General features: G+C 68.4%; 23 protein-coding genes. 14 read left to right on the top strand and 9 right to left on the bottom strand.

Translation table 11 applies throughout. The annotated features are described in order from the left end of the window. Nucleotides 1–150 precede the first annotated feature (150 nt). The 6 genes from BMX57_RS09620 to BMX57_RS09645 all read left to right on the top strand — a co-directional run bounded on the left by BMX57_RS09620 (nucleotide 151) and on the right by BMX57_RS09645 (nucleotide 6,796). Nucleotides 151–435 (top strand): DUF4212 domain-containing protein, encoded by a 285-nt coding sequence (locus tag BMX57_RS09620; protein WP_092365783.1) that lies wholly within the window; start codon nucleotides 151–153, stop codon nucleotides 433–435. Nucleotides 436–441: 6 nt separating this feature from the next. After that, nucleotides 442–2,223: a sodium:solute symporter family protein gene (locus tag BMX57_RS09625; protein ID WP_092365786.1), complete on the top strand. Its 1,782-nt coding sequence runs from the start codon at nucleotides 442–444 to the stop codon at nucleotides 2,221–2,223. 123 nt (nucleotides 2,224–2,346) lie between these two features. Beyond that, nucleotides 2,347–4,185, top strand: a complete 1,839-nt coding sequence (locus tag BMX57_RS09630) for a DUF294 nucleotidyltransferase-like domain-containing protein (RefSeq protein ID WP_092365789.1) — start codon at nucleotides 2,347–2,349, stop codon at nucleotides 4,183–4,185. An 87-nt stretch (nucleotides 4,186–4,272) separates the two neighbouring features. Further along, nucleotides 4,273–4,794 carry a hypothetical protein gene (locus tag BMX57_RS09635; protein ID WP_092366471.1) on the top strand — a complete coding sequence of 174 codons (522 nt, stop codon included), beginning with the start codon at nucleotides 4,273–4,275 and terminating at the stop codon, nucleotides 4,792–4,794. Beyond that, a complete protein-coding gene (locus BMX57_RS09640) occupies nucleotides 4,794–6,206 on the top strand; it encodes a 3'-5' exonuclease (protein WP_092365792.1) in 1,413 nt (470 codons plus the stop codon). Before BMX57_RS09635 ends, BMX57_RS09640 begins: the two co-directional genes overlap by 1 nt. A gap of 89 nt (nucleotides 6,207–6,295) precedes the next feature. Further along, nucleotides 6,296–6,796, top strand: coding sequence for a flavin reductase family protein (locus BMX57_RS09645; protein ID WP_092365795.1), 501 nt, complete (start codon nucleotides 6,296–6,298; stop codon nucleotides 6,794–6,796). Between the two features lie 50 nt (nucleotides 6,797–6,846). On the opposite strand, the gene polA is transcribed toward BMX57_RS09645, so the two are convergent. Next, complete coding sequence (gene polA / locus BMX57_RS09650) at nucleotides 6,847–9,645, bottom strand: DNA polymerase I (RefSeq protein ID WP_092365798.1); 2,799 nt, start codon at nucleotides 9,643–9,645, stop codon at nucleotides 6,847–6,849. A 107-nt stretch (nucleotides 9,646–9,752) separates the two neighbouring features. Then, on the bottom strand, nucleotides 9,753–9,932 hold the full coding sequence (locus tag BMX57_RS09655) for a zinc-finger domain-containing protein (protein WP_092365801.1): 180 nt from the start codon (nucleotides 9,930–9,932) through the stop codon (nucleotides 9,753–9,755). A 92-nt stretch (nucleotides 9,933–10,024) separates the two neighbouring features. Between BMX57_RS09655 and BMX57_RS09660 the strand changes: the two genes are divergently transcribed. Continuing rightward, nucleotides 10,025–10,954 (top strand): ABC transporter ATP-binding protein, encoded by a 930-nt coding sequence (locus tag BMX57_RS09660; RefSeq protein ID WP_092365803.1) that lies wholly within the window; start codon nucleotides 10,025–10,027, stop codon nucleotides 10,952–10,954. 22 nt (nucleotides 10,955–10,976) lie between these two features. On the opposite strand, the gene BMX57_RS09665 is transcribed toward BMX57_RS09660, so the two are convergent. After that, complete coding sequence (locus tag BMX57_RS09665) at nucleotides 10,977–11,447, bottom strand: DUF1203 domain-containing protein (protein ID WP_092365806.1); 471 nt, start codon at nucleotides 11,445–11,447, stop codon at nucleotides 10,977–10,979. 125 nt (nucleotides 11,448–11,572) lie between these two features. On the opposite strand from BMX57_RS09665, the gene BMX57_RS09670 reads away from it, so the two are divergent. The 4 genes from BMX57_RS09670 (at nucleotide 11,573) to BMX57_RS09685 (ending at nucleotide 18,609) form a co-directional block, all read left to right on the top strand. Continuing rightward, on the top strand, nucleotides 11,573–14,527 hold the full coding sequence (locus BMX57_RS09670; RefSeq protein WP_092365809.1) for an error-prone DNA polymerase: 2,955 nt from the start codon (nucleotides 11,573–11,575) through the stop codon (nucleotides 14,525–14,527). Nucleotides 14,528–14,620: 93 nt separating this feature from the next. Then, nucleotides 14,621–16,135 carry a 2,3-bisphosphoglycerate-independent phosphoglycerate mutase gene (gene gpmI, locus BMX57_RS09675; protein ID WP_092365812.1) on the top strand — a complete coding sequence of 505 codons (1,515 nt, stop codon included), beginning with the start codon at nucleotides 14,621–14,623 and terminating at the stop codon, nucleotides 16,133–16,135. Beyond that, nucleotides 16,132–17,265, top strand: coding sequence for a murein hydrolase activator EnvC family protein (locus BMX57_RS09680; protein WP_092365815.1), 1,134 nt, complete (start codon nucleotides 16,132–16,134; stop codon nucleotides 17,263–17,265). The genes gpmI and BMX57_RS09680 overlap by 4 nt, the downstream gene beginning before the upstream one ends. Nucleotides 17,266–17,271: 6 nt before the next feature. After that, complete coding sequence (locus tag BMX57_RS09685) at nucleotides 17,272–18,609, top strand: S41 family peptidase (protein ID WP_092365817.1); 1,338 nt, start codon at nucleotides 17,272–17,274, stop codon at nucleotides 18,607–18,609. Between the two features lie 225 nt (nucleotides 18,610–18,834). Here BMX57_RS09685 and BMX57_RS09690 read toward each other — a convergent pair whose 3' ends face one another. Beyond that, entirely contained in the window at nucleotides 18,835–19,722 is an 888-nt protein-coding gene (locus BMX57_RS09690) for a LysR substrate-binding domain-containing protein (RefSeq protein ID WP_092365820.1), read from the bottom strand. Between the two features lie 117 nt (nucleotides 19,723–19,839). On the opposite strand from BMX57_RS09690, the gene BMX57_RS09695 reads away from it, so the two are divergent. Further along, complete coding sequence (locus BMX57_RS09695; RefSeq protein WP_092365823.1) at nucleotides 19,840–20,544, top strand: SDR family oxidoreductase; 705 nt, start codon at nucleotides 19,840–19,842, stop codon at nucleotides 20,542–20,544. Beyond that, nucleotides 20,534–20,782: a DUF6552 family protein gene (locus BMX57_RS09700; RefSeq protein ID WP_092365826.1), complete on the top strand. Its 249-nt coding sequence runs from the start codon at nucleotides 20,534–20,536 to the stop codon at nucleotides 20,780–20,782. The genes BMX57_RS09695 and BMX57_RS09700 overlap by 11 nt, the downstream gene beginning before the upstream one ends. A 157-nt stretch (nucleotides 20,783–20,939) precedes the next feature. On the opposite strand, the gene BMX57_RS09705 is transcribed toward BMX57_RS09700, so the two are convergent. From BMX57_RS09705 to BMX57_RS09720, 4 genes are read right to left on the bottom strand one after another with little or no spacing between them, the layout of a single operon-like run. After that, nucleotides 20,940–21,419, bottom strand: a complete 480-nt coding sequence (locus tag BMX57_RS09705; protein WP_092365829.1) for a DUF6505 family protein — start codon at nucleotides 21,417–21,419, stop codon at nucleotides 20,940–20,942. Continuing rightward, nucleotides 21,419–22,123: a biotin/lipoate--protein ligase family protein gene (locus tag BMX57_RS09710; protein ID WP_092365832.1), complete on the bottom strand. Its 705-nt coding sequence runs from the start codon at nucleotides 22,121–22,123 to the stop codon at nucleotides 21,419–21,421. Before BMX57_RS09710 ends, BMX57_RS09705 begins: the two co-directional genes overlap by 1 nt. A gap of 2 nt (nucleotides 22,124–22,125) precedes the next feature. After that, complete coding sequence (locus BMX57_RS09715; RefSeq protein WP_092365835.1) at nucleotides 22,126–23,187, bottom strand: Mrp/NBP35 family ATP-binding protein; 1,062 nt, start codon at nucleotides 23,185–23,187, stop codon at nucleotides 22,126–22,128. Then, nucleotides 23,184–23,381: a DUF6494 family protein gene (locus tag BMX57_RS09720; RefSeq protein ID WP_092365838.1), complete on the bottom strand. Its 198-nt coding sequence runs from the start codon at nucleotides 23,379–23,381 to the stop codon at nucleotides 23,184–23,186. Before BMX57_RS09720 ends, BMX57_RS09715 begins: the two co-directional genes overlap by 4 nt. Before the next feature lie 72 nt (nucleotides 23,382–23,453). Between BMX57_RS09720 and BMX57_RS09725 the strand changes: the two genes are divergently transcribed. Next, nucleotides 23,454–24,182, top strand: coding sequence for a c-type cytochrome (locus tag BMX57_RS09725; protein ID WP_092365841.1), 729 nt, complete (start codon nucleotides 23,454–23,456; stop codon nucleotides 24,180–24,182). Here the strand turns inward: BMX57_RS09725 and BMX57_RS09730 are convergent. Then, on the bottom strand, nucleotides 24,176–26,131 hold the full coding sequence (locus tag BMX57_RS09730; protein WP_092365844.1) for a 4Fe-4S binding protein: 1,956 nt from the start codon (nucleotides 26,129–26,131) through the stop codon (nucleotides 24,176–24,178). The two genes, BMX57_RS09725 and BMX57_RS09730, sit on opposite strands and share 7 nt — an antisense overlap. Nucleotides 26,132–26,210 lie beyond the last annotated feature (79 nt).

Genomic DNA, 26,210 nt, shown 5'->3' on the forward strand with positions numbered 1-26,210 from the left:
ACGCCGGCCCCGCCCCCCTACAACGGCTGACCCCGGTTACCCGCCCTGGCGGATCCGGCAAGGCTTGCCCGATGCCGGGGTCCGGCGCGGGGATCGAAGGGCGCAACGCCGGTCGGGCGCGCGCTCAGGAGGAAGCAAGGAGGAACCGCCATGGCGGATCAACGCACCACCACCGCGCAGGCTGCCGAGGCCGGAAAGGGCTATTGGCAGGCCAACGTGCGGATCATTCTCATCAGCCTGGTGATCTGGGCTCTTGTCTCGTTCGGGTTCGGCATCCTGCTGCGCCCCATGCTGTCCGGCATCAGCGTCGGTGGCACCGATCTTGGCTTCTGGTTCGCCCAGCAAGGCTCGATCCTCGTCTTCCTGGCGCTGATCTTCTTCTACGCCTGGCGGATGAACCGTCTCGACCGTGAATTCGGCGTGGAAGAGGAGTAAGCCGCCATGGATCAGTTCACCATCAACCTGCTGTTCGTGGGCGCGAGTTTCGCGCTCTACATCGGCATCGCGATCTGGGCCCGTGCCGGGTCCACATCCGAGTTCTACGCCGCCGGGCGCGGCGTGCACCCGGTCACCAACGGCATGGCGACCGCGGCCGATTGGATGTCGGCGGCCTCGTTCATCTCGATGGCCGGCCTCATCGCCTTCACCGGCTACGACAACTCGACCTTCCTGATGGGTTGGACCGGTGGCTACGTGCTGCTGGCGCTGCTGCTTGCGCCCTATCTGCGCAAGTTCGGGAAATACACCGTGTCCGAGTTCATCGGTGACCGGTTCTACTCACCCACCGCGCGCCTTGTCGCGGTGATCTGCCTGGTCGTCGCCTCGGTGACCTACGTGATCGGCCAGATGACCGGCGTCGGTGTGGCGTTCGGCCGCTTCCTGGAAGTGTCCAACACCGCCGGCCTGCTGATCGGTGCCTGTGTCGTCTTCGCCTATGCGGTGTTCGGCGGCATGAAGGGCGTGACCTACACGCAGGTGGCGCAGTACTGCGTGCTGATCATGGCCTACACGATCCCGGCCGTGTTCATCTCGCTGCAGCTCACCGGCAACCCGATCCCGGCGCTGGGCCTCTTCGGCGAGCACCAGGCCTCGGGCGAACCGCTGCTGGCCAAGCTGGACGCGATCGTCGCGGAACTGGGCTTCAACGAATACACCGCCCATCACGGCGACACGTTCAACATGGTGCTGTTCACGCTCTCGCTGATGATCGGCACCGCCGGTCTGCCGCACGTGATCATGCGCTTCTTCACCGTGCCCCGCGTGGCCGACGCCCGCTGGTCGGCCGGCTGGACGCTGGTGTTCATCGCCCTGCTCTATCTGACCGCCCCGGCTGTCGGCGCCATGGCACGGCTGAACATCACCGACATGATGTGGCCCAACGGCACCAATGGCGAGGCCGTGTCGGTCGAGATGATCGAGACGGATCCGCGCTATGACTGGATGGCAACCTGGCAGAAGACCGGTCTGCTGGACTGGGAGGACAAGAACGGCGACGGCAAGATCCAGTACTACAACGACGCCTCCGAGGAGATGCAGGCGAAGGCCGCCGAGAACGGCTGGACCGGCAACGAGTTGACCAAGTTCAACCGCGACATCCTGGTCCTGGCCAATCCCGAGATCGCCAACCTTCCGGGCTGGGTGATCGGCCTGGTCGCCGCGGGCGGTCTCGCCGCCGCGCTGTCCACCGCCGCCGGCCTGTTGCTGGCGATCTCCTCGGCGGTCAGCCACGACCTGATCAAGGGGTCGATCAACCCGCAGATCAGCGAAAAGGGCGAGCTTCTCTCGGCCCGGATCGCGATGGCGGTGGCGATCGTGGTGGCGACCTACCTGGGTCTGAACCCGCCGGGCTTTGCCGCGCAGACGGTTGCCCTGGCCTTCGGACTGGCCGCGGCGTCGATCTTCCCGGCGCTGATGATGGGGATCTTCACCAAGGTCAACAACAAGGGCGCGGTCGCAGGCATGATCTCGGGTCTCGTCGTGACGCTGATCTACATCTTCCTGCACAAGGGCTGGTTCTTCATCCCCGACACCAACAGCTTCACGGACTCCGATCCGCTGCTGGGCACGATCAAGTCGACCTCGTTCGGCGCGGTCGGTGCGATGGTCAACTTCGCGGTGGCCTACATGGTGTCGAGATCGACCGAGGCGATCCCCGCCGAGATCGAAGAGCTGGTGGAAAGCGTGCGCATCCCGCGCGGCGCCGGCGTGGCACAGGATCACTGAACCTCGGCGCGGGCGGGCCGGTCACTCCCCGATTAGTCGCCCGTCCGCGCCACAACCGGTCCCGCCCCGCACCTGCGGGGCGGGACCGGACCGTTTCAAGCCCGAGTTCCGGAGCCCCTGCCCATGCCGCCGACCGCCACTGCCCCCGATCGCGCCGCGCTGACCCGGTTCCTGTCCTCGGTGCACCCTTATGACAGTCTCGACGCCGAGGCGCTGAACGCGCTGGCGCCCGACTTCCGGCAGGTCGACCTGCCTGCGGATGCGCCGGTCTATGCGTTGGGCGACCGGCTGGAGGGGCTTTACCTGATCCAGGACGGCGAGGTCGAGATCACCGACGAGAACAGCAACCCGGTGTCGCTGCTCGGACCGCGCAACTCGTTCGGGGAACGCGGATTGCTGCGCGATGGCCAGGCGGTGACGCAGGCGCGCACGACCGCCGCGACGCGGCTGCTGCTGCTGCCGGCCGAGGCGTTCCATGCGCTGATCGCGTCGGAGCCCGCCGTGGCGCGGTTCTTCGACCGGCGCCGGGCCGACACGCCGCGCGGCAGCGACCTGGCGACCAGCCGGGTCGAGACGCTCATGGCCGCCGACCCGGTCACCTGCGCCCCCGACACAAGCGTGCAGGATGCCGCGGCGCTGATGCGCGACCACCACATCTCGTCGCTCTGCGTGACCGAGGGCGACCGGCTGGAAGGCATCGTCACCGTGCGCGACCTGTCCAACAAGGTCGTGGCCACGGGCCTGCCCGCCGACACCGCCATCGCCCGGGTGATGACCGCCGCGCCGCTGACCCTGTCGCCGGCGGCGGTCGGGTCGGACGTGCTGCACACGATGATGGAACACCGGATCGGCCATGTCCCGATCACCGAGGGCGGCCGCCTGGTGGGCATCGTCACCCAGACCGACCTGACCCGGTTCCAGGCGGTCAGCTCGGCCGAACTGGTCTCGCGGCTGGCGCGGGCGGACACGGCCGATGAGATGGCCAGGGTCACCGCCGAGATCCCGCGCCTGCTGGTGCAGCTGGTTGCCGGCGGCAACCGGCACGAGGTGGTAACGCGCCTGATCACCGACATCGCCGACACCGCCACGCGCCGCCTGCTGGCGCTGGCCGAGGCGCAGCTGGGTCCGCCGCCCGTGCCCTACCTGTGGCTGGCCTGCGGCAGCCAGGGCCGCCAGGAACAGACCGGGGTCAGCGACCAGGACAACTGCCTGATGCTGGACGATGCGGTGACCGAAGCCCAGATGCCCTATTTCGCCGATCTGGCGAAATTCGTCAGCGACGGGCTGGACGCCTGCGGCTATTTCCACTGTCCCGGCGACATGATGGCCACCAACCCGCGCTGGTGCCAGCCGGTGCGGGTCTGGCGCGATTATTTCGCCGGCTGGATCGCCAGGCCGAACCCCGAGGCGCAGATGCTGGCCTCTGTGATGTTCGACCTGCGCCCGATCGGCGGCGCGGCCGAGCTGTTCCGCGACCTGCAGGAGGAGACGCTGGCGGCGGCCTCGAAGAACTCGATCTTCGTGGCGCACATGATCTCCAATTCGCTGAAACACACGCCGCCGCTGGGTCTGCTGCGCGGGCTTGCGACGATCCGGTCCGGCGAGCACCGCAACACGGTGGACATGAAGCACAACGGCGTGGTGCCGGTGGTCGATCTGGGCCGCATCTATGCGCTGCAGGGGCGGCTGACCGAGGTGAACACGCGCGCCCGGCTGCAGGCCGCGGAATCCGCCGGCGTGCTGAGCGCGTCGGGTGGCCGCGACCTGCTGGACGCCTATGACCTGATCGCCGAGACCCGGCTGAACCACCAGGTCGCGCGGGTCCGGCAGGGTGCGGCGCCCGACAATTTCCTGGCGCCCGGCGATCTGTCGGATTTTGAGCGAAGTCATCTGCGCGACGCCTTCGTCGTGGTAAAGACGATGCAGTCGGCGGTGGGGCAAGGCAAGGGCATGCTCGGCTGACCGCCGCGCCCGCGGCACGGTCGGAACGCCTCCGGCTGGAGTATTTGAAGAACGATGAATGCGGCCGAGGGGCCGCCGGGAGGTGCGATGTTTCTGGAGCTGATCGGAACCGTGTTCGCCGGTCTGGCCATGGCCGGGGTGGTCATGGCGCTCAACCGCGCGACCGGCGGGCGGCTGCCGCGCTGGCTGGTGCCGGTGGCGGCGGGCCTGGCGATGATTGCGGTGACCATTTCCAGCGAATACAGCTGGTATGACCGCACCCGCGCCAACCTGCCCGACGGCTTGCAGGTGGTGCAGGAGGTCGAGAGCCGCGCCTTCTACCGGCCCTGGACCTATGTCGTGCCCTACGTGGACCGGTTCGCGGCGGTGGACACCGCCTCGGTGCAGTCCAACGCGGAGCTGCCGGGCCAGCACCTGGCGGATCTCTATTTCTTCGGCCGCTGGGCGCCGGTCTCGAAACTGCCGGTGCTGGTCGATTGCGCTGGCGGGCGTCGGGCCAGCCTGGCCGACGGGGCCGAATTCGGCGACGACGGCGCGGTTCTGGACGCTGAATGGGTGCAGGTGGGCGCCGAGGATCCGGTGCTGCGCGCGATCTGCGAGGCGTCGTGATGTTCACCGGGCTGAGCCTGCGGCTGCGGATCTTCTTGTTCTTCTGCCTGCTGGCTCTTGGCGGTCTGGTGCTGACCGGCGGCGCGCTGACGCTGGCCTATGGCCGGGCGGAGATGCCGGACCTGCTGGACCCGCTGGTCTTTGCCGGCCTGCTGATCGGCTTTGGCCAGGTCGCGCTGATCGCCGGTGTCTGGCTCTTGTTCGACGAGAACGTGGCCCGCCCGATCGAGCGGCTGGCGGCGCAGATGCGCGCCCGCGCCCATGCAGGCATCGACGCCGAGATGGACCTGCATTCCGCGCGCTACCTGGGCGACCTGGCCCCCGCGGCCGCGGGCCTGGCCGGCCGGCTGAGCGAGAGCGCGATGGGCACCGCCGAGGCGGTGATGGCCGAAACCACGCGGCTGGCCTCGGAGAAGGAGCGGCTGACCGCGCTCCTGACCGAGATCCCGCTGGCGATGGTGCTGGTCAACCCGTCGCATCAGATCGTGCTCTATGACGGGCAGGCCGCGGCGGTGCTGGCGCAGATCGCCCATCCCAGGCTCAACGCGTCGCTGTTCGACTACCTGGACCGGCGCGCGGTCGAAGCCGCCTATGCCAGGCTGGTCAAGACCGGGCTGGAGCAGAGCTGCACCCTGACCGGCAGCGATGGCGCGCAGCAATATGCCGCGCGGATGAAACCGCTGGGCCACACGCCAGGATACATGCTGATCTTCGACGACAGCCAGGCGCGGATCGCCCCGGAGGACGCGCGCCCGCTGGTCTATGACTTCGACCTGCTGGACACCGCCGGCGACGACGCCTTCGAGGACCGCCGCCTGTCGGACCTGTGTTTCGTGGTGTTCGACACCGAGACAACCGGCCTGCTGCCGCACAAGGACGAGGTGGTGCAGATCGGCGCGGTCCGGGTGCTGCGCGGCCGCATCGTCGAGGGCGAGACGATGGACCAGCTGGTCGATCCCGGGATCCCGATCCCGCCCGCCTCGACCAGGGTGCATGGCGTCAGCGACGCGATGGTGCGCGGTGCGCCGGACATTACCGAGGCCGGGCGGCAGTTCCACCAATTCGCCCGCGACGCGGTGATCGTCGCCCATAACGCGCCGTTCGACATGGCGTTCCTGCGCCGGCATGCCGGGCGGATGGGGGTGGAATGGGATCATCCGATCCTCGACACCGTGCTGCTGTCGGCGGTGCTGTTCGGCGCCGGCGAAACGCATACGCTGGACGCGCTGTGCGCGCGGCTGGGCGTGACGATCCCCGAGCGGTTGCGCCACACCGCCCTGGGCGACGCGCAGGCCACCGCCGAGGTCCTGGTGCGCATGCTGCCGATGCTCGAGGCGCGCGGGATGGAACGCTTCGGCGACGTGATTGCCGAGACCCGCAAGCACGGCCGGCTGCTGGAAGACCTCAACTGAGGATCCGCGCGGCACAACCCGCCCCGGCATGGACAATTCCCTCGGCCCGTGGCACGTCAGGTCCGAACCCGAGCCGCGGACGGCCCAAGATGACCGAAACCAGTTTCACCCCCGGCCCCGAAACCGCCCGCGCCTTTCGCGAGGCGCTGGGCTGCTTCGGCACCGGGGTGACGGTCGTCACCGCCGCCACCGCCGAGGGGCCGCTGGCGATCACGGTAAACTCCTTCACCTCGGTCTCGCTGGACCCGCCGCTGATCCTGTGGTGCGTGGCGACCGGGACCAACCGGTATCCCGGCTTTGCCGCCGCCGAGCGCTTTGCGGTCCACGTCATGGCCGAGGACCAGCAGGATACCGCGCTGTCCTTTGCCCGTGATGGGGTGGATTTCGACCATGCGGACTGGACCGAGGATGCCCACGGCACGCCGGTTCTGCGCGACTGCCTGGCCCGCTTCGACTGCCGCCGCCACTCGCTGCACCAAGCGGGCGATCACGCGATCATCGTGGGCGAAGTGCTGCGCGCCATGCATCGCCCCGGCAAGGGGCTGATGTTCAAGCGTGGCCAGTATGGCGGGTTCACAGGCCTGGTCTGACCGGGCCGGCCCCAAGTGCCGCCGCGACGGATCCCACGCAGGGGCGCGGCTCAGTGCGCCTCGGCCCAGTTGGCGCCCTGCCCGGCATCCGCGACCAGGTCCACGTCCAGCTTCACCGCCGGATCGGCGGCCCCCTCCATCACCGCGCGGGCGGCGGCGATGGTGTCGTCCACCGCGTCCTCGGCCACCTCGAACAGCAATTCGTCATGCACCTGCAGCAGCATCCTGGCAGGCAGGCCGTCGATCGCCGCAGGCATCCGAACCATCGCCCGCCGGATCACATCCGCCGCCGTGCCCTGGATCGGCGCATTGATCGCCGCGCGCTTGGCGAAACCGGCATGCGGGCCCTTGGCGTTGATCTCGGGCGTGTGGATGCGGCGCCCGAACAGGGTCTGCACGTATCCGTTCTCCTTCGCAAAGGCGATGGTGTCGTCCATATAGGCCCGGATGCCCGGGAAGCGTTCGAAATAGCGGTCGATGAAGCCCTGCGCCTCGCCGCGCGGGATGCGCAGGTTGCGCGCCAGGCCGAAGCCCGAGATGCCGTAGATCACCCCGAAATTGATCGCCTTGGCGCGGCGGCGCACCTCGGGCGTCATCTCGTCCAGCGGCACGTCGAACATCTCGCTGGCGGTCATCGCGTGAATGTCCAGCCCGTCGGAAAACGCCTGTTTCAGCGCGTCGATCCCGGCGATGTGGGCAAGGATGCGCAGCTCGATCTGGGAATAGTCGAGGCTGACCAGCACGTTGCCCGGCTCGGCCACGAAGGCCTCGCGGATGCGGCGGCCCTCGTCAGTGCGCACGGGGATGTTCTGCAGGTTGGGATCGGTCGAGGCCAGCCGGCCGGTATTCGCCCCGGTGATCGAATAGGACGTATGCACCCGGCCGGTGTCGCCGTTGATATGGGTCTGCAGCGCATCGGTATAGGTCGATTTCAGCTTGGACAGCTGCCGCCAGTCCAGCACCCGGCCCGGCAGCTCATGTTCGGTCGCCAGATCCTCGAGCACATCGGCCGGCGTCGAATAGGCGCCGGTCTTGCCGCGCTTGCCGCCGGGCAGCGACATCTTGTCGAACAGGATCTCGCCCAGCTGCTTGGGAGAGCCCACGTTGAATTCCTCGCCCGCCAGCTCGTGGATCTCGGCCTCCAGCCCCGCCATTTTCTGCGCAAAGGCGTTCGACATGCGGCTCAGCACCTCGCGGTCGACCTTGATGCCGTGCATCTCCATTTCGGCCAGCACCGGCACCAGCGGGCGTTCCAGCGTCTCGTAGACGGTGGTCACCTTCTCGCGGTGCAGCCGCGGCTTGAAGGTCTGCCACAGGCGCAGGGTGATGTCGGCATCCTCGGCGGCATAGGCGGTGGCCTCGTCGATGCCCACCTTGTCGAAGGTGATCGCCGACTTGCCCGAGCCCAGAAGCGGCTTGATCGGGATCGGCGTGTGGCTCAGATAGCGCTCGCTCAGCGCGTCCATCCCGTGTCCGTGCAGCCCGCCATACATTGCATAGCTCAGCAGCATCGTATCGTCGATCGGCGCCACGTCCACGCCGTGGCGGCGAAAGATCTTGGCGTCATACTTGATGTTCTGCCCGATCTTCAGGATCGCGTCGTCCTCCAGCACCGGCTTGAGCAGCGCCAGCGCATCTTCCATCGCCATCTGCCCCTCGGCCAGCGCGTCCGAGCCAAAGAGGTCATCCGCCGCCCCGTCGCGATGGGCTAGCGGGACATAGCAGGCATGGCCCGGCTCCACCGCCAGCGAGATGCCCACCAGACCGGCGGTCATCTCGTTGAGCCCGGTGGTCTCGGTGTCCACGGCCACATAGCCGCGCTCGCGGATCTGCGCGATCCACGCATCCAGCGTCTCGGTGTCGCGCACGCAGACATAGTTGGCCGGATCAAAGGCGATCTCCTCGGCGCTGTCCTCGGGCTCGGGCGCGGGCGTGTCCTCGATCACCGGCGGCTCCACGCCCAGCTTGTCGGCGATCCGCTTGGTCAGGGTGCGGAACTCCATCTCGGCCAGGAACGGCATCAGCGCCTCGGGGTCGGGGTCGCGCACCTCCAGATCGTCCAGCGTGAAATCCAGCGGCGTGTCGCAATCGAGCTGCACAAGCCGCTTCGACAGCTCGATCTGCTCGCGCTTGTCGATCAGGGTCTGGCGCCGCTTGGGCTGCTTGATCTCGTCGGCGCGGTCCAGCAGATCCTCCAACGAGCCGAACTCGTTGATCAGCAGGGCGGCGGTCTTGACCCCGATGCCCGGTGCGCCCGGCACGTTGTCGACGCTGTCCCCGGCCAGCGCCTGCACGTCGACCACCTGATCCGGCCAGACGCCGAACTTCTCGAACACCCCGTCGCGGTCGATGCGGCGGTTCTTCATCGCGTCCAGCATCTCGACCCCGTCGCCGACCAGCTGCATCAGGTCCTTGTCGCTGCTGATGATCGTCACCCGCCCGCCCGCGTCGCGCGCCTGGCAGGCGAGCGTCGCGATGATGTCGTCGGCCTCGTAATTCTCCATCTCCTTGCACGCGATGTTGAACGCCTCGGTCGCGCGCCGGGTCAGCGGGATCTGCGGGCGCAGATCCTCGGGCATCTCGTCGCGGTTGGCCTTGTAGAGATCATAGAGATCGTTGCGGAACGTGTGGCTGCCCTTGTCGAAGATCACTGCCACATGGGTCGGCGCGTCGGGGCCTGCATTGTCCTCGACATAGCGGTAGATCATGTTGCAGAACCCGCTGACCGCCCCGATCGGCAGACCGTCGGACTTGCGCGTCAGGGGCGGCAGCGCGTGATAGGCCCGGAAGATGAAGGCCGATCCGTCGATCAGGTGCAGGTGACTCCCCTTGCCGAAACTGCTGCTCATCGCGCGCCCCTCGTCCTGACTCGTCCCGGCCGGTCCGCCCGCGCGAATCCCGGCCCTTCATCTTTTTCCAAATACTCGCGGCGCACCGGTTCGGCTGGGCGTGCCGGTCAGGCGGATGCCTCCCGCCCCTTCAGCACGAAGCGGCAATCGCAATACGGGCACTCGACCCAGCCGGTATCCTCGGGGATCTGCAGCCAGACCCGGGGATGGCCCAGCGCCCCCTCGCCCCCGTCGCAGGCCACGCGGGAGGTCTCGACGATTTTCGTTTCCGGCGCTTCGATCGTCATCGGCTTTGCGGTCCTTTCGGCAGTTGTCGGCCACGCGGGCATGGATTAGGAGCGTTTATGAGCCAAGCCAAGCTGAGGGGCAAGAGGATCGGATGACCGGGGACGCGATCCGCATCGACGGACTGACCAAGACCTATGGCGCGGGACGCAAGACGCCCGAGAAGCGCGCGCTCGACGGCATCGACCTTTCGGTGCCGCGCGGATCGGTCTTCGGGCTGCTGGGGCCCAACGGGGCGGGCAAGTCGACGCTGATCAACATCCTGGCCGGGCTGGTGGTCAAGACCAGCGGCAAGGTGACGATCTGGGGCTTCGACCAGGACGCCAACCCGCGCCAGTCGCGCGCCGCCATCGGGGTGATGCCGCAGGAGCTGAACCTCGATCCCTTCTTCACCCCGCGCGGCGCGCTTGAGGTGCAGGCCGGGCTCTACGGCGTACCCAAGGCGCAGCGCCGCAGCGACGAGATCCTGGCGATGGTCGGGCTTTCCGACAAGGCCGAGGCCTATGCCCGCACCCTCTCGGGCGGGATGCGCCGGCGCCTGCTGCTGGGCAAGGCGCTGGTCCACGCACCGCATGTGCTGGTGCTGGACGAGCCGACCGCCGGCGTCGATATCGAGCTGCGCCAGATGCTGTGGACCAATGTGCGCAAGCTGAACCAGCAGGGCATGACCATCATCCTGACCACCCATTACCTGGAGGAGGCGCAGGAGATGTGCGACGAGATCGCCATCATCAACCACGGCCGGCTGGTGGCCCAGGACAGCACCGCCAACCTGCTGGGCCGGCTGGACGCGCGCGCCATGGTGATCGCGCCGGATGGGCCGGTCGGCGCGTTGCCCCGCGCCGAGGGGATCGAGGCGACGCTGCGCGAGGACGGCGCGCTGGTCCTGCGCTACCGCAGCGGCACGACCCGCGCCGAAGAGGTGCTGGAGGCCGTGCGCGCCGCCGGAATCGCGATCCGCGACGTCAAGACCGAGGAAGCCGATCTCGAGGACGTGTTCCTGTCGCTGACCGCCTCGCGCTGACCTCGGGACGCACGGCGTCCCGTCACCCCGCGTCCCGGTCGATCCGCGCCTGGTAGCAGTTGTTGCGGGCCGAGCGCACATGGACATAGGCCACGTCCGGACGGGCAAACACCCGGTCCACCGCCGCGGCGATCTCTGGCGTGGGCGTGACCGCACCGGTGCCATAGACGATGCGGTCATCGGCGCCATAGCCCTTGATCAGGTAATCCGGCGAGCTGGTCAGCACCTCGGGCAGATCGCCGTCATCCTGGTGACGCTCGCAAGGCGCCGCGCACAGGAAGATCGGGCCGGTCTCGGCATAGGGCTGCGGCGCGGCAAAGGGCCGGTGGGCCAGGATCAGCATGCCCGCGTCCTCGGGGATGTTGCGCAGGCAATGGCGGCAGGGCTTGCCCTGTCCGTCCGAGACGGTGCGCTCGGGCGGCTGGCCGTGGGCGTCGGGGGCGCCGGACTGGTAGGCGCGGGCGATGTCGGTGGGCAGGGCCGAGATTCTCATGACGTGTCTCCTTGGTCCGAACGTGATGTGCGGGTCCAGCCTGCCCTGCCGCGGCGGCCCCGGCGACCCGGTTCCTGCGGAAGGACTCGAAATGGAACAAAAGGTGAATATACTATCCCCCAGCCATGTTTGCCGAATTGTCCATAACCTCGAACTTCACCTTCCTCATCGGGGCCTCGCACCCCGAGGACTATGTCGAGCGCGCCGTGCGGCTGGGCCTGCCCGCCCTTGCCATCGCCGACGACAACTCGGTGGCGGGCATCGTGCGCGCCCATACCGAGACGCGCCATGTCGCCCGCCGGGTCCGCGAGCGGCTGGACTGGGAGGCCGCCAACACCCCCATCGGCCCGCCGCGCCCCGAACACCTGCCGAAACCGCCCTCCTACCCGATCCGTGATGTGCCGCGGCTGATCCCGGCGGCGCGGCTGGTCTTCACCGACGCACCCCCGGTGACGGCGCTGCCGATGGACCGGCAGGGCTGGGCCAGCCTGTGCCGGATCCTCTCGCTCGGTCGGCTGAGGGCCGAAAAGGGCGACTGCATCCTGCAGCTGGAGGACCTGCTGGATCATGCCGACGGGCTCCACCTGCTGCTCTGGCCACGGGCGGCCCCCTCGCCGGACGGCGCGTGCGGATGGCAGTCACGGGCGGAACGGCTGTCGCGCCGCTTTGCCGGGCGGATGCACCTGCTGCTGACGCCGCGCTATGACGGCACCGATCCGGCGCGGTTCGACGCGCTGGCCGACGAGGCGCGGCGGCTGGGCCTGCCGACCCTGGCCAGCGCCGCGCCGCGGATGCATCGCGGGCGGCGGCGCCGGCTGGCCGACGTGCTCAGCGCCATCCGCCTGCGCTGCAAGGTCGAGGAGCTGGGCCGCGCGGCGCTGGCCAATGGCGAGCAGCGGTTGCGCTCGGGGGCCGAGATGAGGCGCCTCTTCAAGGGTCACGAAGACGCGGTGGCGCGGGCCCGGGACCTGGCGGACAGCCTGAGCTTTTCGCTGGACCAGCTGCGTTATGAATATCCCAGCGAGATCGCCGGCGGAGAAACCCCCTCGGACCGGCTGGACCGGCTGGCCCACGAAGGGCTGGAGTGGCGCTATCCCGCGGGCGCGCCGGCCTCCGTGCGCAGGATGCTGGCGCATGAGCTCGACCTGATCGCCCGGCTGAACTACGAGCCCTATTTCCTCACCGTCCGCGACATCGTGCATTTCGCCCGTTCGCGCGACATCCTCTGCCAGGGGCGCGGCTCGGCTGCCAATTCGGTGGTCTGCTACTGCCTGGGCGTCACCAGCGTCTCGCCCGAGATCGGCACCATGGTCTTCGAACGCTTCGTTTCCGAGGCGCGCGACGAGCCGCCCGATATCGACGTCGATTTCGAGCATGAGCGCCGCGAGGAGGTGATCCAGTGGATCTATGAGCGTTATGGCCGTCACCGTGCCGGGCTTTGCGCCACGGTGATCCACTACCGCGGCAAGCGCGCCATCCGCGAGGTCGGCCGCGCCATGGGCCTGACCGAGGACACCATATCGGCGCTCTCCTCGCAGCTCTGGGGCTTCTTCTCGACCGACGGGCTCGAGGCGCAGCGGATGCGCGAGATCGGCCTCGACCCCGAGGACCGCCGCCTGAAACAGACCATGGCGCTGGTCCACGAGATCGTGGGCTTCCCCCGCCACCTCAGCCAGCATGTGGGCGGCTTCATCATCACCGAGGGGCGGCTGGACGAGCTGGTGCCGATCGAGAACGCCACGATGGAGGACCGCACCGTCATCTGCTGGGACAAGGACGACATCGATTCGCTGGGCATCCTCAAGGTCGATGTGCTGTCGCTCGGGATGCTCACCTGCATCCGCAAGGCCTTCGACCTGATCGAACGGCATCACCAGACCCGGTTCGGCCTGGCCACCCTGCCGCCCGAGGATCCGGAAGTCTATGACATGCTCTGCCGCGCCGACAGCGTGGGCGTGTTCCAGGTCGAGAGCCGGGCGCAGATGAACTTCCTGCCGCGGATGAAGCCGCGCTGCTTCTACGACCTGGTGATCGAGGTGGCGATCATCCGTCCCGGCCCGATCCAGGGCGACATGGTGCATCCCTATATCCGCCGCCGCAACGGCGAGGAGGAGGTCAGCTTTCCCTCGGACGCGCTGGGCGCGGTGCTGGGCAAGACGCTGGGCGTGCCGCTGTTCCAGGAACAGGCGATGCAGATCGCCATCGTCGGCGCGGGCTTCACCCCCGAACAGGCCGACCGCCTGCGCCGGTCGCTCGCCACCTTCAAGAAGCACGGCAATGTCAGCGAGTTCCGCACGCTGTTCCTGCGCGGGATGAAGCGCAACGGCTATGACGCCGAGTTCGCGGAACGCTGCTTTTCGCAGATCGAGGGGTTCGGGTCCTACGGTTTTCCCGAAAGCCACGCCGCCAGCTTCGCGCTGCTGGTCTATGCCTCGGCCTGGATCAAGTGCCACCATCCCGGCCTCTTCGCCTGTGCGCTGCTGAACTCGCAGCCGATGGGCTTCTACGCGCCGGCGCAGATCGTGCGGGACGCGCGCGAGCACGGGGTCACCGTGCGCCCGGTCTGCGTCAATGCCAGCTACTGGGACAACGCGATGGAGCCCGATGGCCAGGGCGGGCTGGCCCTGCGCCTGGGGTTCCGGCAGATCAAGGGGCTGAGCGAGGAGGATGCCGGCTGGCTGACCGCCGCGCGCGGCAACGGCTATACCGAGGTCCAGGATGTCTGGCGCCGCGCCGGGCTGACGCCCGCCGCGATCGAGCGGCTGGCCGAGGCCGACGCCTTCGCCGGCTGCGGGCTCACCCGGCGCGAGGCGCTCTGGGCCGCCAAGGCCATCGCCCAGGACCGTCCGCTGCCGCTCTTTGCGCAGGACATGGACGGCGAGGCCATCGACGAGCCCGCCGCGCATCTGCCCCGGATGAGCTTGGGCGAGGAGGTGGTCGAGGATTACGTCGCCCTGCGCCTCAGCCTCAAGGCGCATCCCGTGGCACTGTTGCGCCACCTGCTGACGCCGGGGGCCGGAACCGGCGGGATCGAACACGGAAATCCGCCCCCGCGCACCGACGCCGCCCGCGACGCTTGATCCTGCCACAACCGGCAGGGGCGGAAAAAGATGGTTCACCCCGCTGCGGGCAAAGGGTAGAAGGCGGGCAGGAGCAGCCCCCGGAGGATCGACATGACCGTGCCCAAGCCCGTTTGCCTGTGCATCCTCGACGGTTGGGGCCTGTCCGAGGGAACGCAGGCCAACGCGCCGCACCTGGCGCGCACCCCGACCTTCGACGCGATCATGCAGGGGCCACATGCCACGCTGACCACCCACGGCCCCGATGTGGGCCTGCCCAGCGGCCAGATGGGCAATTCCGAGGTCGGCCACACCAATATCGGCGCCGGCCGGGTGGTGGCGATGGACCTGGGCCAGATCGACCTGGCGATCGAGGACGGATCGTTCTTCGAGAACCCCAATCTGCTCGCCTTCATCGACCGGCTCAAAAAGACCGGCGGCACCGCGCATCTGATGGGGCTGGTCTCGGACGGCGGAGTGCACGGGCACCTCGACCACATCGTCGCCGCAACCCAGGCCGTGACCCGCGCCGGAGTGCCGGTGGCGCTGCACGCAATGACCGACGGGCGCGACGTGGCGCCGAAATCCGCCGAGGGCTTCATCGCCACGCTGGAGAAGCGCCTGCCCGAGGGCGCGCGCATCGTCACCATCACCGGGCGCTATTTTGCGATGGACCGCGACAACCGCTGGGAGCGCGTGGGCGCCGCCTATGCCGCGATGATACGCGCCGACGGGCAGCATGCCGACAGCGCGGCGCAGGCGGTCGCGCAGGCCTATGAGCGGGGCGAGACCGACGAGTTCATCGCCGCCACCGTGATCGGCGACTATGCCGGGGTGCAGAGCGGCGACGGCATGTTCTGCCTCAACTTCCGGGCCGACCGCGCCCGCGAGATCCTGAGCGCCATCGGCGAACCCGGTTTTTCGGAGTTCGACACCGGCCCGCGGCCGGACCTGGCCGCCCTTCTGGGGATGGTGGAGTATTCCCAGGGCCACAACGCCTATATGACCACGGTCTTCCCGCCCCGCGACATCGTGAACACGCTGGGCGCCTGGGTGGCCGGGCACGGGCTGCGGCAGTTCCGGCTGGCCGAGACCGAGAAATACCCGCATGTGACCTTCTTCCTCAACGGCGGCAAGGAAGAGCCCGAGCCGGGCGAGGACAGGCATATGCCGAAATCGCCCAAGGTGGCGACCTATGACCTGCAGCCCGAGATGTCGGCCCCCGACGTGACCGAGAAATTCGTCGAGGCGATCGGCGAAGGCTATGACCTGATCGTCACCAACTACGCCAATCCCGACATGGTGGGCCATACCGGAGACCTGGACGCGGCGATCAAGGCCTGCGAAGCGGTCGATCAAGGGCTGGCGCAGGTTCTGGCCGCGCTGGAGAAGGCCGGCGGCGCGATGATCGTCACCGCCGATCACGGCAATTGCGAGGTCATGGTCGATCCCGAGACCGGCGGGCCGCACACCGCCCACACCCTGAACCCGGTGCCGGTGGCACTGGTCGGCGGCCCCGCCGACGCACGCCTGCGCGACGGGCGGCTGTCGGACCTGGCGCCGACGATCCTCGACCTGATGGGCCTTGCGCCACCGCCCGAGATGACCGGCAAGAGCCTGATCGAATGAGGCTGGCCGCGCTCATATCCGGCGCGTTTCTCTGGGCCAGCGCAGCCGGCGCGCAGGAGGATCCGGCCGGCGCCGCGCGCGCGGCCGCGCAGATGCTGGAACAGGCCTCGGTCGCGCTGGACGAGGCCGAAAGTGCCCGCGACCGGGTCAAGGCGCTGACCGAGACGGTCAAGGCATACGAGGCTGGCTTGGGCGCGATGCGCAAGGGCCTGCGCCAGGCCTCGCTGCGCGAACGCGCGCTGACCCAACAGCTGAGCGCCCGCGAGGGCGAGGTGGCGCGCCTGCTGGGCGTGCTGCAGACCATCGAGACCTCGCCGCCGCCGCTGCTGATGCTGCATCCCTCGGGCCCGATGGGCGCCGCGCGCTCGGCGATGATGCTGGCCGAGGTGACACCGGCGCTGAACACCCGCACCCAGGCATTGGCACGGGACCTGGAGGAGGTGCGCACCTTGCGCCAGCTGCAGCACAACGCCGCCGAGACGCTGCAGGACGGTCTGGCGGGCGTACAGCAGGCCCGCGCGGAGCTGAGCAAGGCCATCGCCGACCGCACCGACCTGCCCCGCCGCTTTACCGCCGACCCGGTGCGCACCGCGATCCTGATCGATTCCACCGAGACGCTGGCCGGGTTCGCCGACGGCCTGTCGCTGATCGGCACCGGCGAGATCGGCGATACCGCGATGTCCATTGCGTCTCGCAAGGGCCAGCTGCCCTGGCCGGTGCAGGGCGTGCTGCTGCACCGGGCGGGCCAGGCCGATGCCGCCGGCATCTCGCGCGAGGGCGTGATCCTGGCGACACGGCCCCGCGCGCTGGTCACGTCGCCGGCACCGGCCACGATCCGCTATCGCGGCCCCCTGCTGGATCTGGGGAACGTGGTGATTCTGGAGCCGCAGCAGGACGTGCTCTTCGTGCTCTCCGGCCTGGCCGAGGTCTTCGGCGAGGCCGGTCAGGTGATCCCCGAGGGCGCGCCGGTCGGCCTGATGGGCGGTCAGACGCCCGAAATCGGCGCAATCCTGTCAACAAGCGGTGAGGGTACTGGAACTGACCGGTCAGAAACGCTCTATATAGAGGTCCGGGAAGGGGGCAGCCCCGTGGACCCCGCAACGTGGTTCAGAACCGAAATGGATGGATAGACGAGCATGCAAAAATTCGTGATGGCCGCCGCCGGCGGCATTCTGGCGGGGATCGTGGCGACGACGCAGATCGCCGGACCGCTGGTGGCGCAAGAGGCCAAGGGGAACGCCAATGTCTACGAGCAGCTCGACCTGTTCGGCGACATCTTCGAGCGGATCCGGGCGCAATATGTCGAGGAGGTCGAGGCCGGCGAGCTGATCGAGGCCGCGATCGACGGAATGCTGACATCGCTGGATCCGCATTCCAGCTATCTCTCGCCCGACGACGCCGAGAACATGCGGGTGCAGACCCGCGGCGAATTCGGCGGCCTGGGCATCGAGGTCACGCAGGAGGACGGGTTCGTCAAGGTGGTCTCGCCCATCGACAGCACGCCCGCCGACGAGGCCGGGGTCGAGGCCGGCGACTTCATCACCCATGTGGACGGCGAAAGCCTGCTGGGCCTGACGCTGGACAAGGCGGTCGAGATGATGCGCGGCCCGGTGGGATCCGAAATCATCATCACCGTGGTGCGCGAGGGCGAGGACGAACCCTTCGACATCTCGATCATCCGCGACACGATCAAGCTCACCGCCGTGCGCGCCCGCACCCAGGGCGAAAGCGTGGTGCTGCGCGTCACCACCTTCAACGACCAGACCTATCCCAACCTCGAAGAGGGGCTGAAAAAACAAGTCGAGGAAGCCGGCGGCATGGATCAGGTCAACGGCATCGTGCTGGACCTGCGCAACAATCCCGGCGGGTTGCTGACCCAGGCGATCAAGGTCTCGGACGCGTTCCTCGACAGTGGCGAGATCGTCTCGACCCGGGGCCGCCAGGCCGCCGATGGCGAGCGGTTCAACGCCTCCGAGGGCGACCTGGCCTCGGGCAAGCCCATCGTCGTGCTGATCAATGGCGGCTCGGCCTCGGCCTCGGAAATCGTCGCCGGCGCCCTGCAGGACCACCGCCGCGCCATCGTCGTGGGCACCAAGAGCTTCGGCAAGGGCTCGGTCCAGACCGTCATGCCGCTCAGGGGCGACGGCGCCATGCGCCTGACCACCGCGCGCTACTACACGCCCTCGGGCCGGTCGATCCAGGCGCTGGGCGTCAGCCCCGACATCGTGGTGCAGCAACCGCGCCGCCGCCCCAATGAGGCCGAGGAAGAGGAAAACGGCGACCGCCCCAGCCGCTCCGAGGCGGATCTGCGCGGGCGGCTGAACAACGACAGCCTGAGCGAGGACGAGATCCGCCAGATCGAGGAAGACCGCGCCAAGGCCGACGCCGCCGCCGAACTGCGCGAAGAGGACTACCAGCTGGCCTATGCCATCGACATCCTCAAGGGCCTCTCGGCCTTCGGCCCGGCCGACTGAGGCGGGCCACACGGGACTCTTTGGGGGCAGCGGCAGGGTCGCTGCCCCTTGTTTTTGGAGTGGTGGATCTTGGCGGAATGCGGTCAGCTGTGCGCACGACCACGACGGTGGTGGAATGCAAACCATCCATTGGGAAGGCCGGGAAACTGAAATTCACTGCATCGAGAACGAAAGCCGGCCCGGTCGGCAAAGCTGCGTCACCAGCCATCATCGGGGCAGCGCTAATCAGCCTCCGTCGCTCGTCATGCCGAGCAGCCAGTCCCGCACATGCAACGAGGCGTCAGAAGCGCCCTGTCGCGGCGTCAGCAGATAGAAGTCCAGTCCAGCCTCAAGAGCACCGTCGATCGGTTGCACAAGACGACCGGTCTCCAGGTCGCGCTGAACGAGGTAGCGGCTTGCCAGGGCGATCCCCTGCCCAGCCAGGGCCGCGTCGAGGCTCAACGTTGTCTGGTTGAACCGGAGCCCGCGCGGCTGCTCGGCGTCGTCCCCGAAGGTCAAGCCGATGAACTTCGGCCAGAGATCGTGTGTGTCGTGCAGCAGTGTCATGCGCGCCAAGCCCGCCGCGTCGAGCGGCAGGGTATGAGCGGCAACCAGGCTTGGCGAGCAGACCGCAATGACGTCCTGTCGGAACATTAGATCGGCGCGCAAGCTCGCCCCGAACGGCGGTCGTCCCTGTCGGACCGCCAGGTCGATCCCGTCTGAATGGAAGCTCGAGACGCGCTCCGTGGCGGTGATGCGGAGATCGATCCCGGGATGGGCTGCGGTGAACTCCGCAAGCCGCGGGATGAGCCATTTCGACGCGAAGGTAGGGGTGACGCTGATTGTCACCCGAGACGGTGCCGACCGAAGCGCCGCGGTCGCATCGGAGAGCTGGGAGAAAGCGCGCGAGACCGGCGCGTGGTAGGCGCGCCCCTCCTCGGTGAACGCCAGGCCGCGCGGCTCCCTCAGGAACAGGCGGAGGCCGAGATGCTCCTCGAGTCCACGCACCTGCTGAGCAACCGCACCTTGGGTCACGCCCAGATCGTCGGCCGCCGCGCGGAAGCTCAGATGTCTGCCCGCCGCTGCGAATGCCCGGAGGCCGTTCAGCGGAGGCAAGCCGATTTCGTTCGACACAATAGATTTCCTACACTCAAGCAACAACCCATCTGGCTGGTCAGAGCATCATAAACCCCTTAACTGCTGAAATACAGGTGAAGCCGGACCTCTCCGGCAAGTAAGGAGCATAGGATCATGACGACAGAAAAAGTGGCATTGATCACGGCAGGTGGCAGCGGCATGGGCGCCGGTGCCGCGAAACGCTTGGCCGCCGATGGTTTCAAGGTCGGCATCCTGTCGTCCTCCGGCAAGGGGGAGGCCCTTGCCGAAGATCTCGGCGGCTTCGGCGTCACCGGATCGAACCAATCGGTCGAGGATCTTGCGCGCCTCGTCGACGGCGCGACGGACCGGTGGGGCCGCGTCGACGTTCTCGTGAATTCGGCCGGGCACGGCCCCAAGGGTGATATTCTCGAGATGACGGACGAGGACTGGCACGCAGGGCTCGACGTCTACCTTCTGAACGTGATCCGTCCCACCCGCCTCGTCACGCCGGTCATGGCGGCCCAGGGCGGCGGCGCGATCATCAACATCTCCACATTCGCGGCATTCGAACCCGACCCGCTCTTTCCGACCTCCGGCATCTTCCGGGCCGGGCTCGCCGGCTTCGCCAAGCTCTACGCGGACAAGTATGCCGCGCAGAACATCCGCATGAACAACATCCTGCCGGGCTTCATCGACAGTCTTCCGGAGACGGAGGAGCGCCGGTCACGCATCCCGATGGGTCGCTACGGCAAGGAAGACGAGGTCTCTTCCCTGATCGGCTGGCTCGCCTCCGAGGGTGGCGGCTACGTCACCGGGCAAAACTGGCGGATCGACGGAGGGCTGACCCGTGGCGTGTGAGGCGACCAATATCATCGAGACCGGACGGACCGCGTTCGCCGTGAAATGGGTGGCCTCGTTCATGCAAATCATGGGCTATGCGGCCACCGGGTTCGGGTTGACGCCTTGGAACCTGTACCTGTTTCTCGTCGGTGTGTTGGGCTGGTTGATGGTGGGTGTGCTGTGGAACGACCGGGCGCTGGTGCTGGTGCACCTCGTTGCGTTCGGCTCGATGCTGGTTGGAATGGCAAGCCAATGACGTGATTGGTCTCGCAGCGGAGGTTTGGCATGGAAGGTGTGACCGTCGGCCAAGGGACGTTCGCACTTCTTCGCGAAACACCATCGAAAGTCCGGAAATCCTGCAAGATCGAAAACGCACCACACTTTGACGCACCACCGGCAGCTCACCCCGCCCCCTACTCCTCCAGCGAGCCATGCACAGCCAGGATATCGAGCGCCGCGCCCTGGGGTTCGATCACGCGGTAGGTTTCGCGCACGCCGTCGTCGTCCAGCTCGCGGGTGACGGTCAGGAGGGTGTTGGCGGCATGGGCTTCGCACAGGTCGCACATCTGGGCGATCTCCTCGCGGGCCACGCCCAGCGCCGCCTCGACCGAGGGGGCGCCGTAGAGATCGACGAAATGCTGCGCCAGATCCTGTTCGAGCGCCGCGCGCTCCTCGGGCTGGATCTGCGTCACCGCGACGAAGGTGACGCGGCCGAAGGTCTCGAGCCCGAGCCAGCCGTTGATGAAGGCCTGGCGCGGCTTGCCTTCCAGGTCGGCCTCGCCCCAGTTCGAGAATTCGAACCCGCCCGAGATGCACCATTCGCCGGTCCGGGCCGGAGAGTGGAACACGCGCTGGTCGCTCTCGTCGAAATGGATCGCACGGGCCAGTTTCATCACCGATCTCCCAGAAGTGTGGTCAGCGGCAGCAGGTGGGTCTGGTCGCCGTCGCGCAGGAGCATCCCGAACCGCTCGTCGACGCCCAGGAAGGTGCCGGTCAGGCCGCCCTGCTCGACGGCCTCGCCGACGCCATGCGCCAGCCCCATCCATTCGCCGTGCAGCGGCGCATTGCCCGCGCCGTCCCAGCGGTTGATCCAGTTCAGCGTGTGGCGCGCCCAGGCCTCGAGCAGGGTTTGCGGATCCACCTCGGCGCAGCCCTCGTCATGGAGCGCGGTGACATCCGGCGTGGCGCCCGGCGCCTGCGCGGTCTGCAGGATCGCAACATCCAGCCCCACCACCAGCCAGTCGGGCACGGCATCCGGCGCATCCGTCGCTGCGGCCACGCGCAGGGTGCCGCAGCGCGCACCGTTGACGCGGATCGTCCCGTCCCAGCCCAGATGCACCGCCACCTCGGGCGGGGCGAGCGCGCCCAGCGCGTTCTGGAACCCGACACCGCAGAGCGGCATCATCGCCATCGCGTCGGCCAGCGGCACCTCGGGCGCGACGACCAGCGCCGCGCGCAGCCGGTCGGCCTGCACGTTGTGCACCACCGTCCCGGCATCGCAGCCCAGCGCCGCCAGCGCGCGGGCCCGGTCGAACGGGTCCGCGCCCGCGGTGACGGCCTGGCCCTGCATCAGCGGCGGGAACGTGGGCTGCGCCATGCTCAGGCCTGGCCCTGCGCGACCAGATCGCGGGCGATCCGGCGGAACGCCTCGGCCTGGGAGCTGTCGGGCCTGGTCACCACGATGGGCGCACCGCTGTCGCTGGTGACGCGGATGTCCAGGTGCAGCGGGATCTCGCCCAGCAGAGGCACGTCCAGCGCCCGCGCCTCGGCCGCCACGCCGCCATGCCCGAACACATGCTCCTCGTGCCCGCAGTTCGAGCAGATATGGGTGGACATGTTCTCGATCATGCCGACGATCGGCACCTTGAGCTGGCGGAACATGTCGATGCCCTTGCGCGCGTCGATCAGCGCCACGTCCTGCGGGGTCGAGACGACGATCACGCCGTCGACCACGAATTTCTGGCTCAGCGTCATCTGCACGTCGCCGGTGCCCGGCGGCAGGTCGACGATCAGCACGTCCAGCGCGCCCCATTGCACCTGGTTCATCATCTGCTGCAGCGCGCCCATCAGCATCGGACCGCGCCACACCACCGCCTGCGCCTCGTTCACCATCAGCCCCATGGACATCATGGTGACGCCGTGGTTGCGCAGCGGCAGGATGGTCTTTCCGTCCGGGCTGGCGGGCCGGCCGGACACGCCCAGCATCCTGGGCTGCGACGGCCCGTAGACATCGGCATCCAGCAGCCCAACGCGCCGCCCCTCGGCGGCCAGGGCACAGGCCAGGTTGGCCGAGATCGTGGACTTGCCGACCCCGCCCTTGCCGCTGGCCACCGCGATGATGCGATCCACACCGGCCACCGGCTGCGGGCCGGTCTGCGAGGGTTTCGGCTTGGGCTTGAGGTCCGGCGGCGCCTTTTCGGAATGTGCCGTCATCATCGCCGAGACCGTCTCGACGCCCGCTACCTCGCGCGCGGCCGCTTCGGCGGTGGCGCGCACGGGCTCCATCTTGTCGGCCTGTTTCGGGTCGATCTCGAGCACGAAACGCACCGTGCCGCCCTCGACATTCAGCGCCCGCACCAGGCCGGCGCTGACGATATCCTGCCCCGAGACCGGATCGGTGATCTTCCTGAGGTTCGCAAGAACCGCATCGCGTGTGCTCATGCCTCGCCGTCCTTGATCCGGCCGTGGACCACGTGCTCGACCTCCAGCCCGTCGATGGTCAGCACCATCTTGGCCTCGAAGTCGCCGCCGGGCGGGGTGCCGGCCTTGCGCAACCCCTCTTCGATGGCCTGCTGGCTGGTCACGCCGACCTGCTTGAGGAACTTGCGCATCGACATGTTGTAATCGCCGCTCATGGTTCTCGGACCTCCTTCCGGGGTTTCAAAACAATTGACGCACGCGCATCGCCGACCCTAGGCTGAGTGCCCATGCGTTCGGTCCTCTTGTGCCTGACCCTGCTCCTGGCTGCCAGTGCCTCCTGGTCGCAGGAACCGCTTGGCCTGGCCGCACCCGAGGCCGTCGCGCGGACCGGGCTTCTCAAACATATTCTGCCGCGCTTCTCGCTCAAGACCGGAATCCGGGTTCGTCCCGACGAAAACGGCGCGATGCGGCTGGCCGAAGCGGGCGCGGGCCCGCCGGTGTTCCGGCGCGGAGGGGCGGTCTATCACCTCGAGATCGGCGACGATCCGCGGCAGGTGCGATTCCGCGACTGGCTCATCTCCGAGATCGGGCGCCGGACGATCGAAAGTTTCCAGCCCGATGGAGAGCCGATGTTCACCGCCCGTTTCGACGCCCAAGTCGAAGAGGAGACCGTCGGTTTCGAGGGCGACAGCGCGGCGGGCGCGCGGCTCTCCCTGACCCATTGCGGGCGCTGCCATGTGATCGGGCCGCAGAACCGGATGAACGGGCTCGGCTCCACGCCCTCCTTCGCGGTTCTGCGCACGCTGCCCGACTGGGCCGAGCGGTTTCAGCAGTTCTACGTGCTCAAGCCGCATGGCGCCTTCACCCAGATCGAGGGAGTCACCCCGCCCTTCGACATCGAACGCCCGTCTCCGATCCATCCCGTGCGCATGACGCTGGACGATCTCGAAGCGATCCTGGCCTTCGTGGCGACGACATCCGCCGCTGATCTCGGCGCGCCGCTGCAACTTCAGTGATCCTTGCGCGTCGAGTAGTAATCCTCGGTGGTTCGCGGCCTGGGCCTGGGCGCGCCTGTGAAGGGATTGTTCTCGCTGTGGAACTGCGCCTGCACCCGGCAATCGTCGCACATCTGGATCATCCGCGCCTGCTCTGACGAGGCAAAGGCCGGGTGAGTGCCGGCCAGCTTGTCCATGATCCGCTCAACTGTGGATTTCACTCCGAACAGCGCGCCGCATTCGACGCAGGCGAACGGCTCCTCCTCGTTCAGGACGCGCTGGCCCAGCGCCGCATCGGACAGGTCGAACCGCGGCTCCAGCGCGATCGCATCCTCCGGGCAGACGCTGCGGCAGATGCCGCATTGCAGGCAGGCATCCTCCTGGAAGTTCAGTTGCGGCTTGTCGGGGTTGTCCATCAGCGCGCCCGACGGGCAAAGCGACACGCAGCTCAGGCACAGCGTGCAGGCGTCGGTATCCACCAGAACCGCACCATAGGGGGCGTGTTCGGGCAACGGCAGCGGCGCCTCGGCCTGCGGGTTGAGCGCCTGCGCCGCCAGCCGCGCGACCTGGCGCCGGTTGCCCAGCGGCAGCACCGGCTGGGCCAGGGGCGCGGGCGCGTCGGCCGCATAGAGCAGATCGGCCAGCGCGTCCGGATCGGCCTCGTCGATCAGACCCAGACGCCCCGGCCCGGCAATCGCCTCGGCCAGGGCCAGGTCGCGGCTCAGGGCATCGCGCTCGGTCGTGGGCGCGAGCACGACATCGACGCGGGCAAAGCCATGCGCCAGCCCGGCCAGCATCTCGGCATGGCCGAAGCCCGACACCACCTCCAGTTCCAGCGGGATCACATCGGCCGGCAGGCCGCGCCCGAAGCGGGCGGCCAGCCGGATCATCTCGGCCCCGTGCGCCTCGTGCACCAGCAGGCGCGGCGCATCCCCGCCGGCCTGCCGGTAGGTCCGGGACAGCACCTCCATCCGGCGCAGCAGGGTCGAAATCGCCGGATCCTCGTAGGTGATCGCGGTCGAGGGGCAGAGCGCCGCGCAGGACCCGCACCCGGCGCAGACCATCGGGTCGATGGCCACGTGGTCGCCGGCGGGCACAATCGCGCCGGTGGGGCAGATGTCGAGGCAGTTGGTGCACCCCACCTGCCCGGCGCGGGAATGGGCACACAGGCTTTCGTCCAGCCGCACATAGAGCGGCTTTTCGAACGTGCCGACCAGCTGCGCCGCGTCATTCGCCAACCGCGCCACGGCCAGCGGATCGCGCGGATCGGCCCGCAGATAGCCTTCGCGCTTGTCCGGCGCCGGAACCATCGCCGCCGCGCCGGTCAGGTCGATCACGATGTCGCAATCCGAGCGCGCGCCGTCGCGCGGTTCGGTCAACGTGAAGTCGCCACGCCCCGAGGGCGAGACCGACCGAAACCCGTCGAGCCGCAACGCGAACCCGCCCAGCGCGCCGCTGAGCTGACGCACCCGGCCCCGGATCACGTCGAAATCGCGCCGCGCTGGCAGGTCCGCCGCGTCGGTGACAAGCACCGTGACCGCGAGCGTCCCGCACAGGCGGGCGGCCAGATCGAAGGCGACATCGCCGGGGCCGGCGATGAGGCAGACGCCCTCGCTGATCACGTCCACCGCAGGCGTGATCGGAGCGGGCAAAAGCGCCTCGGCGGCCAGAGCGGCCATCTTGGGCCCGGCCCGGTCGCCCTGGTCGGACCACCCCGCCCGGTCGCGCAGATCGACGAAGCCCGGCGCCTCGACGCCCAGTTCTTCGGCCAGCGCCTCGAACGTCGCGCGCTCCTGCTGGCAGGCGATCACGGCGTCGCCCTGCCCGATCAGCCGCGCGGCCTGGTCCAGCTCGGCCCCGCACAGCTCGGTATGGACCCGCGAACAGCTGGTGCCGCATCCCTGCGCGATCCGCTCGGCATCGACCGCCTGCGATCCGGCGCAATCGCAAAGAATCAACGATTTGACCATGTTTCTCCCTCGGGGTTCGATGCACGGCATCACCGCGCGCCCCGGCAGCAGACTAGGCCCTTGCACGGCACCGCGTAAA

The organism is Cribrihabitans marinus, from assembly GCF_900109035.1.
GTDB lineage: Bacteria > Pseudomonadota > Alphaproteobacteria > Rhodobacterales > Rhodobacteraceae > Cribrihabitans > Cribrihabitans marinus.

Excerpts from the sequence above, each read along its gene's own strand:
- BMX57_RS09620 (WP_092365783.1), top strand. The coding sequence starts at position 151 with ATGGCGGATCAACGCACCACCACCGCGCAGGCTGCCGAGGCCGGAAAG.
- BMX57_RS09625 (WP_092365786.1), top strand. The coding sequence starts at position 442 with ATGGATCAGTTCACCATCAACCTGCTGTTCGTGGGCGCGAGTTTCGCG.
- BMX57_RS09630 (WP_092365789.1), top strand. The coding sequence starts at position 2,347 with ATGCCGCCGACCGCCACTGCCCCCGATCGCGCCGCGCTGACCCGGTTC.
- BMX57_RS09635 (WP_092366471.1), top strand. The coding sequence starts at position 4,273 with ATGTTTCTGGAGCTGATCGGAACCGTGTTCGCCGGTCTGGCCATGGCC.
- BMX57_RS09640 (WP_092365792.1), top strand. The coding sequence starts at position 4,794 with ATGTTCACCGGGCTGAGCCTGCGGCTGCGGATCTTCTTGTTCTTCTGC.
- BMX57_RS09645 (WP_092365795.1), top strand. The coding sequence starts at position 6,296 with ATGACCGAAACCAGTTTCACCCCCGGCCCCGAAACCGCCCGCGCCTTT.
- polA (WP_092365798.1), bottom strand. The coding sequence starts at position 9,645 with ATGAGCAGCAGTTTCGGCAAGGGGAGTCACCTGCACCTGATCGACGGA.
- BMX57_RS09655 (WP_092365801.1), bottom strand. The coding sequence starts at position 9,932 with ATGACGATCGAAGCGCCGGAAACGAAAATCGTCGAGACCTCCCGCGTG.
- BMX57_RS09660 (WP_092365803.1), top strand. The coding sequence starts at position 10,025 with ATGACCGGGGACGCGATCCGCATCGACGGACTGACCAAGACCTATGGC.
- BMX57_RS09665 (WP_092365806.1), bottom strand. The coding sequence starts at position 11,447 with ATGAGAATCTCGGCCCTGCCCACCGACATCGCCCGCGCCTACCAGTCC.
- BMX57_RS09670 (WP_092365809.1), top strand. The coding sequence starts at position 11,573 with ATGTTTGCCGAATTGTCCATAACCTCGAACTTCACCTTCCTCATCGGG.
- gpmI (WP_092365812.1), top strand. The coding sequence starts at position 14,621 with ATGACCGTGCCCAAGCCCGTTTGCCTGTGCATCCTCGACGGTTGGGGC.
- BMX57_RS09680 (WP_092365815.1), top strand. The coding sequence starts at position 16,132 with ATGAGGCTGGCCGCGCTCATATCCGGCGCGTTTCTCTGGGCCAGCGCA.
- BMX57_RS09685 (WP_092365817.1), top strand. The coding sequence starts at position 17,272 with ATGCAAAAATTCGTGATGGCCGCCGCCGGCGGCATTCTGGCGGGGATC.
- BMX57_RS09695 (WP_092365823.1), top strand. The coding sequence starts at position 19,840 with ATGACGACAGAAAAAGTGGCATTGATCACGGCAGGTGGCAGCGGCATG.
- BMX57_RS09705 (WP_092365829.1), bottom strand. The coding sequence starts at position 21,419 with ATGAAACTGGCCCGTGCGATCCATTTCGACGAGAGCGACCAGCGCGTG.
- BMX57_RS09710 (WP_092365832.1), bottom strand. The coding sequence starts at position 22,123 with ATGGCGCAGCCCACGTTCCCGCCGCTGATGCAGGGCCAGGCCGTCACC.
- BMX57_RS09715 (WP_092365835.1), bottom strand. The coding sequence starts at position 23,187 with ATGAGCACACGCGATGCGGTTCTTGCGAACCTCAGGAAGATCACCGAT.
- BMX57_RS09720 (WP_092365838.1), bottom strand. The coding sequence starts at position 23,381 with ATGAGCGGCGATTACAACATGTCGATGCGCAAGTTCCTCAAGCAGGTC.
- BMX57_RS09725 (WP_092365841.1), top strand. The coding sequence starts at position 23,454 with ATGCGTTCGGTCCTCTTGTGCCTGACCCTGCTCCTGGCTGCCAGTGCC.
- BMX57_RS09730 (WP_092365844.1), bottom strand. The coding sequence starts at position 26,131 with ATGGTCAAATCGTTGATTCTTTGCGATTGCGCCGGATCGCAGGCGGTC.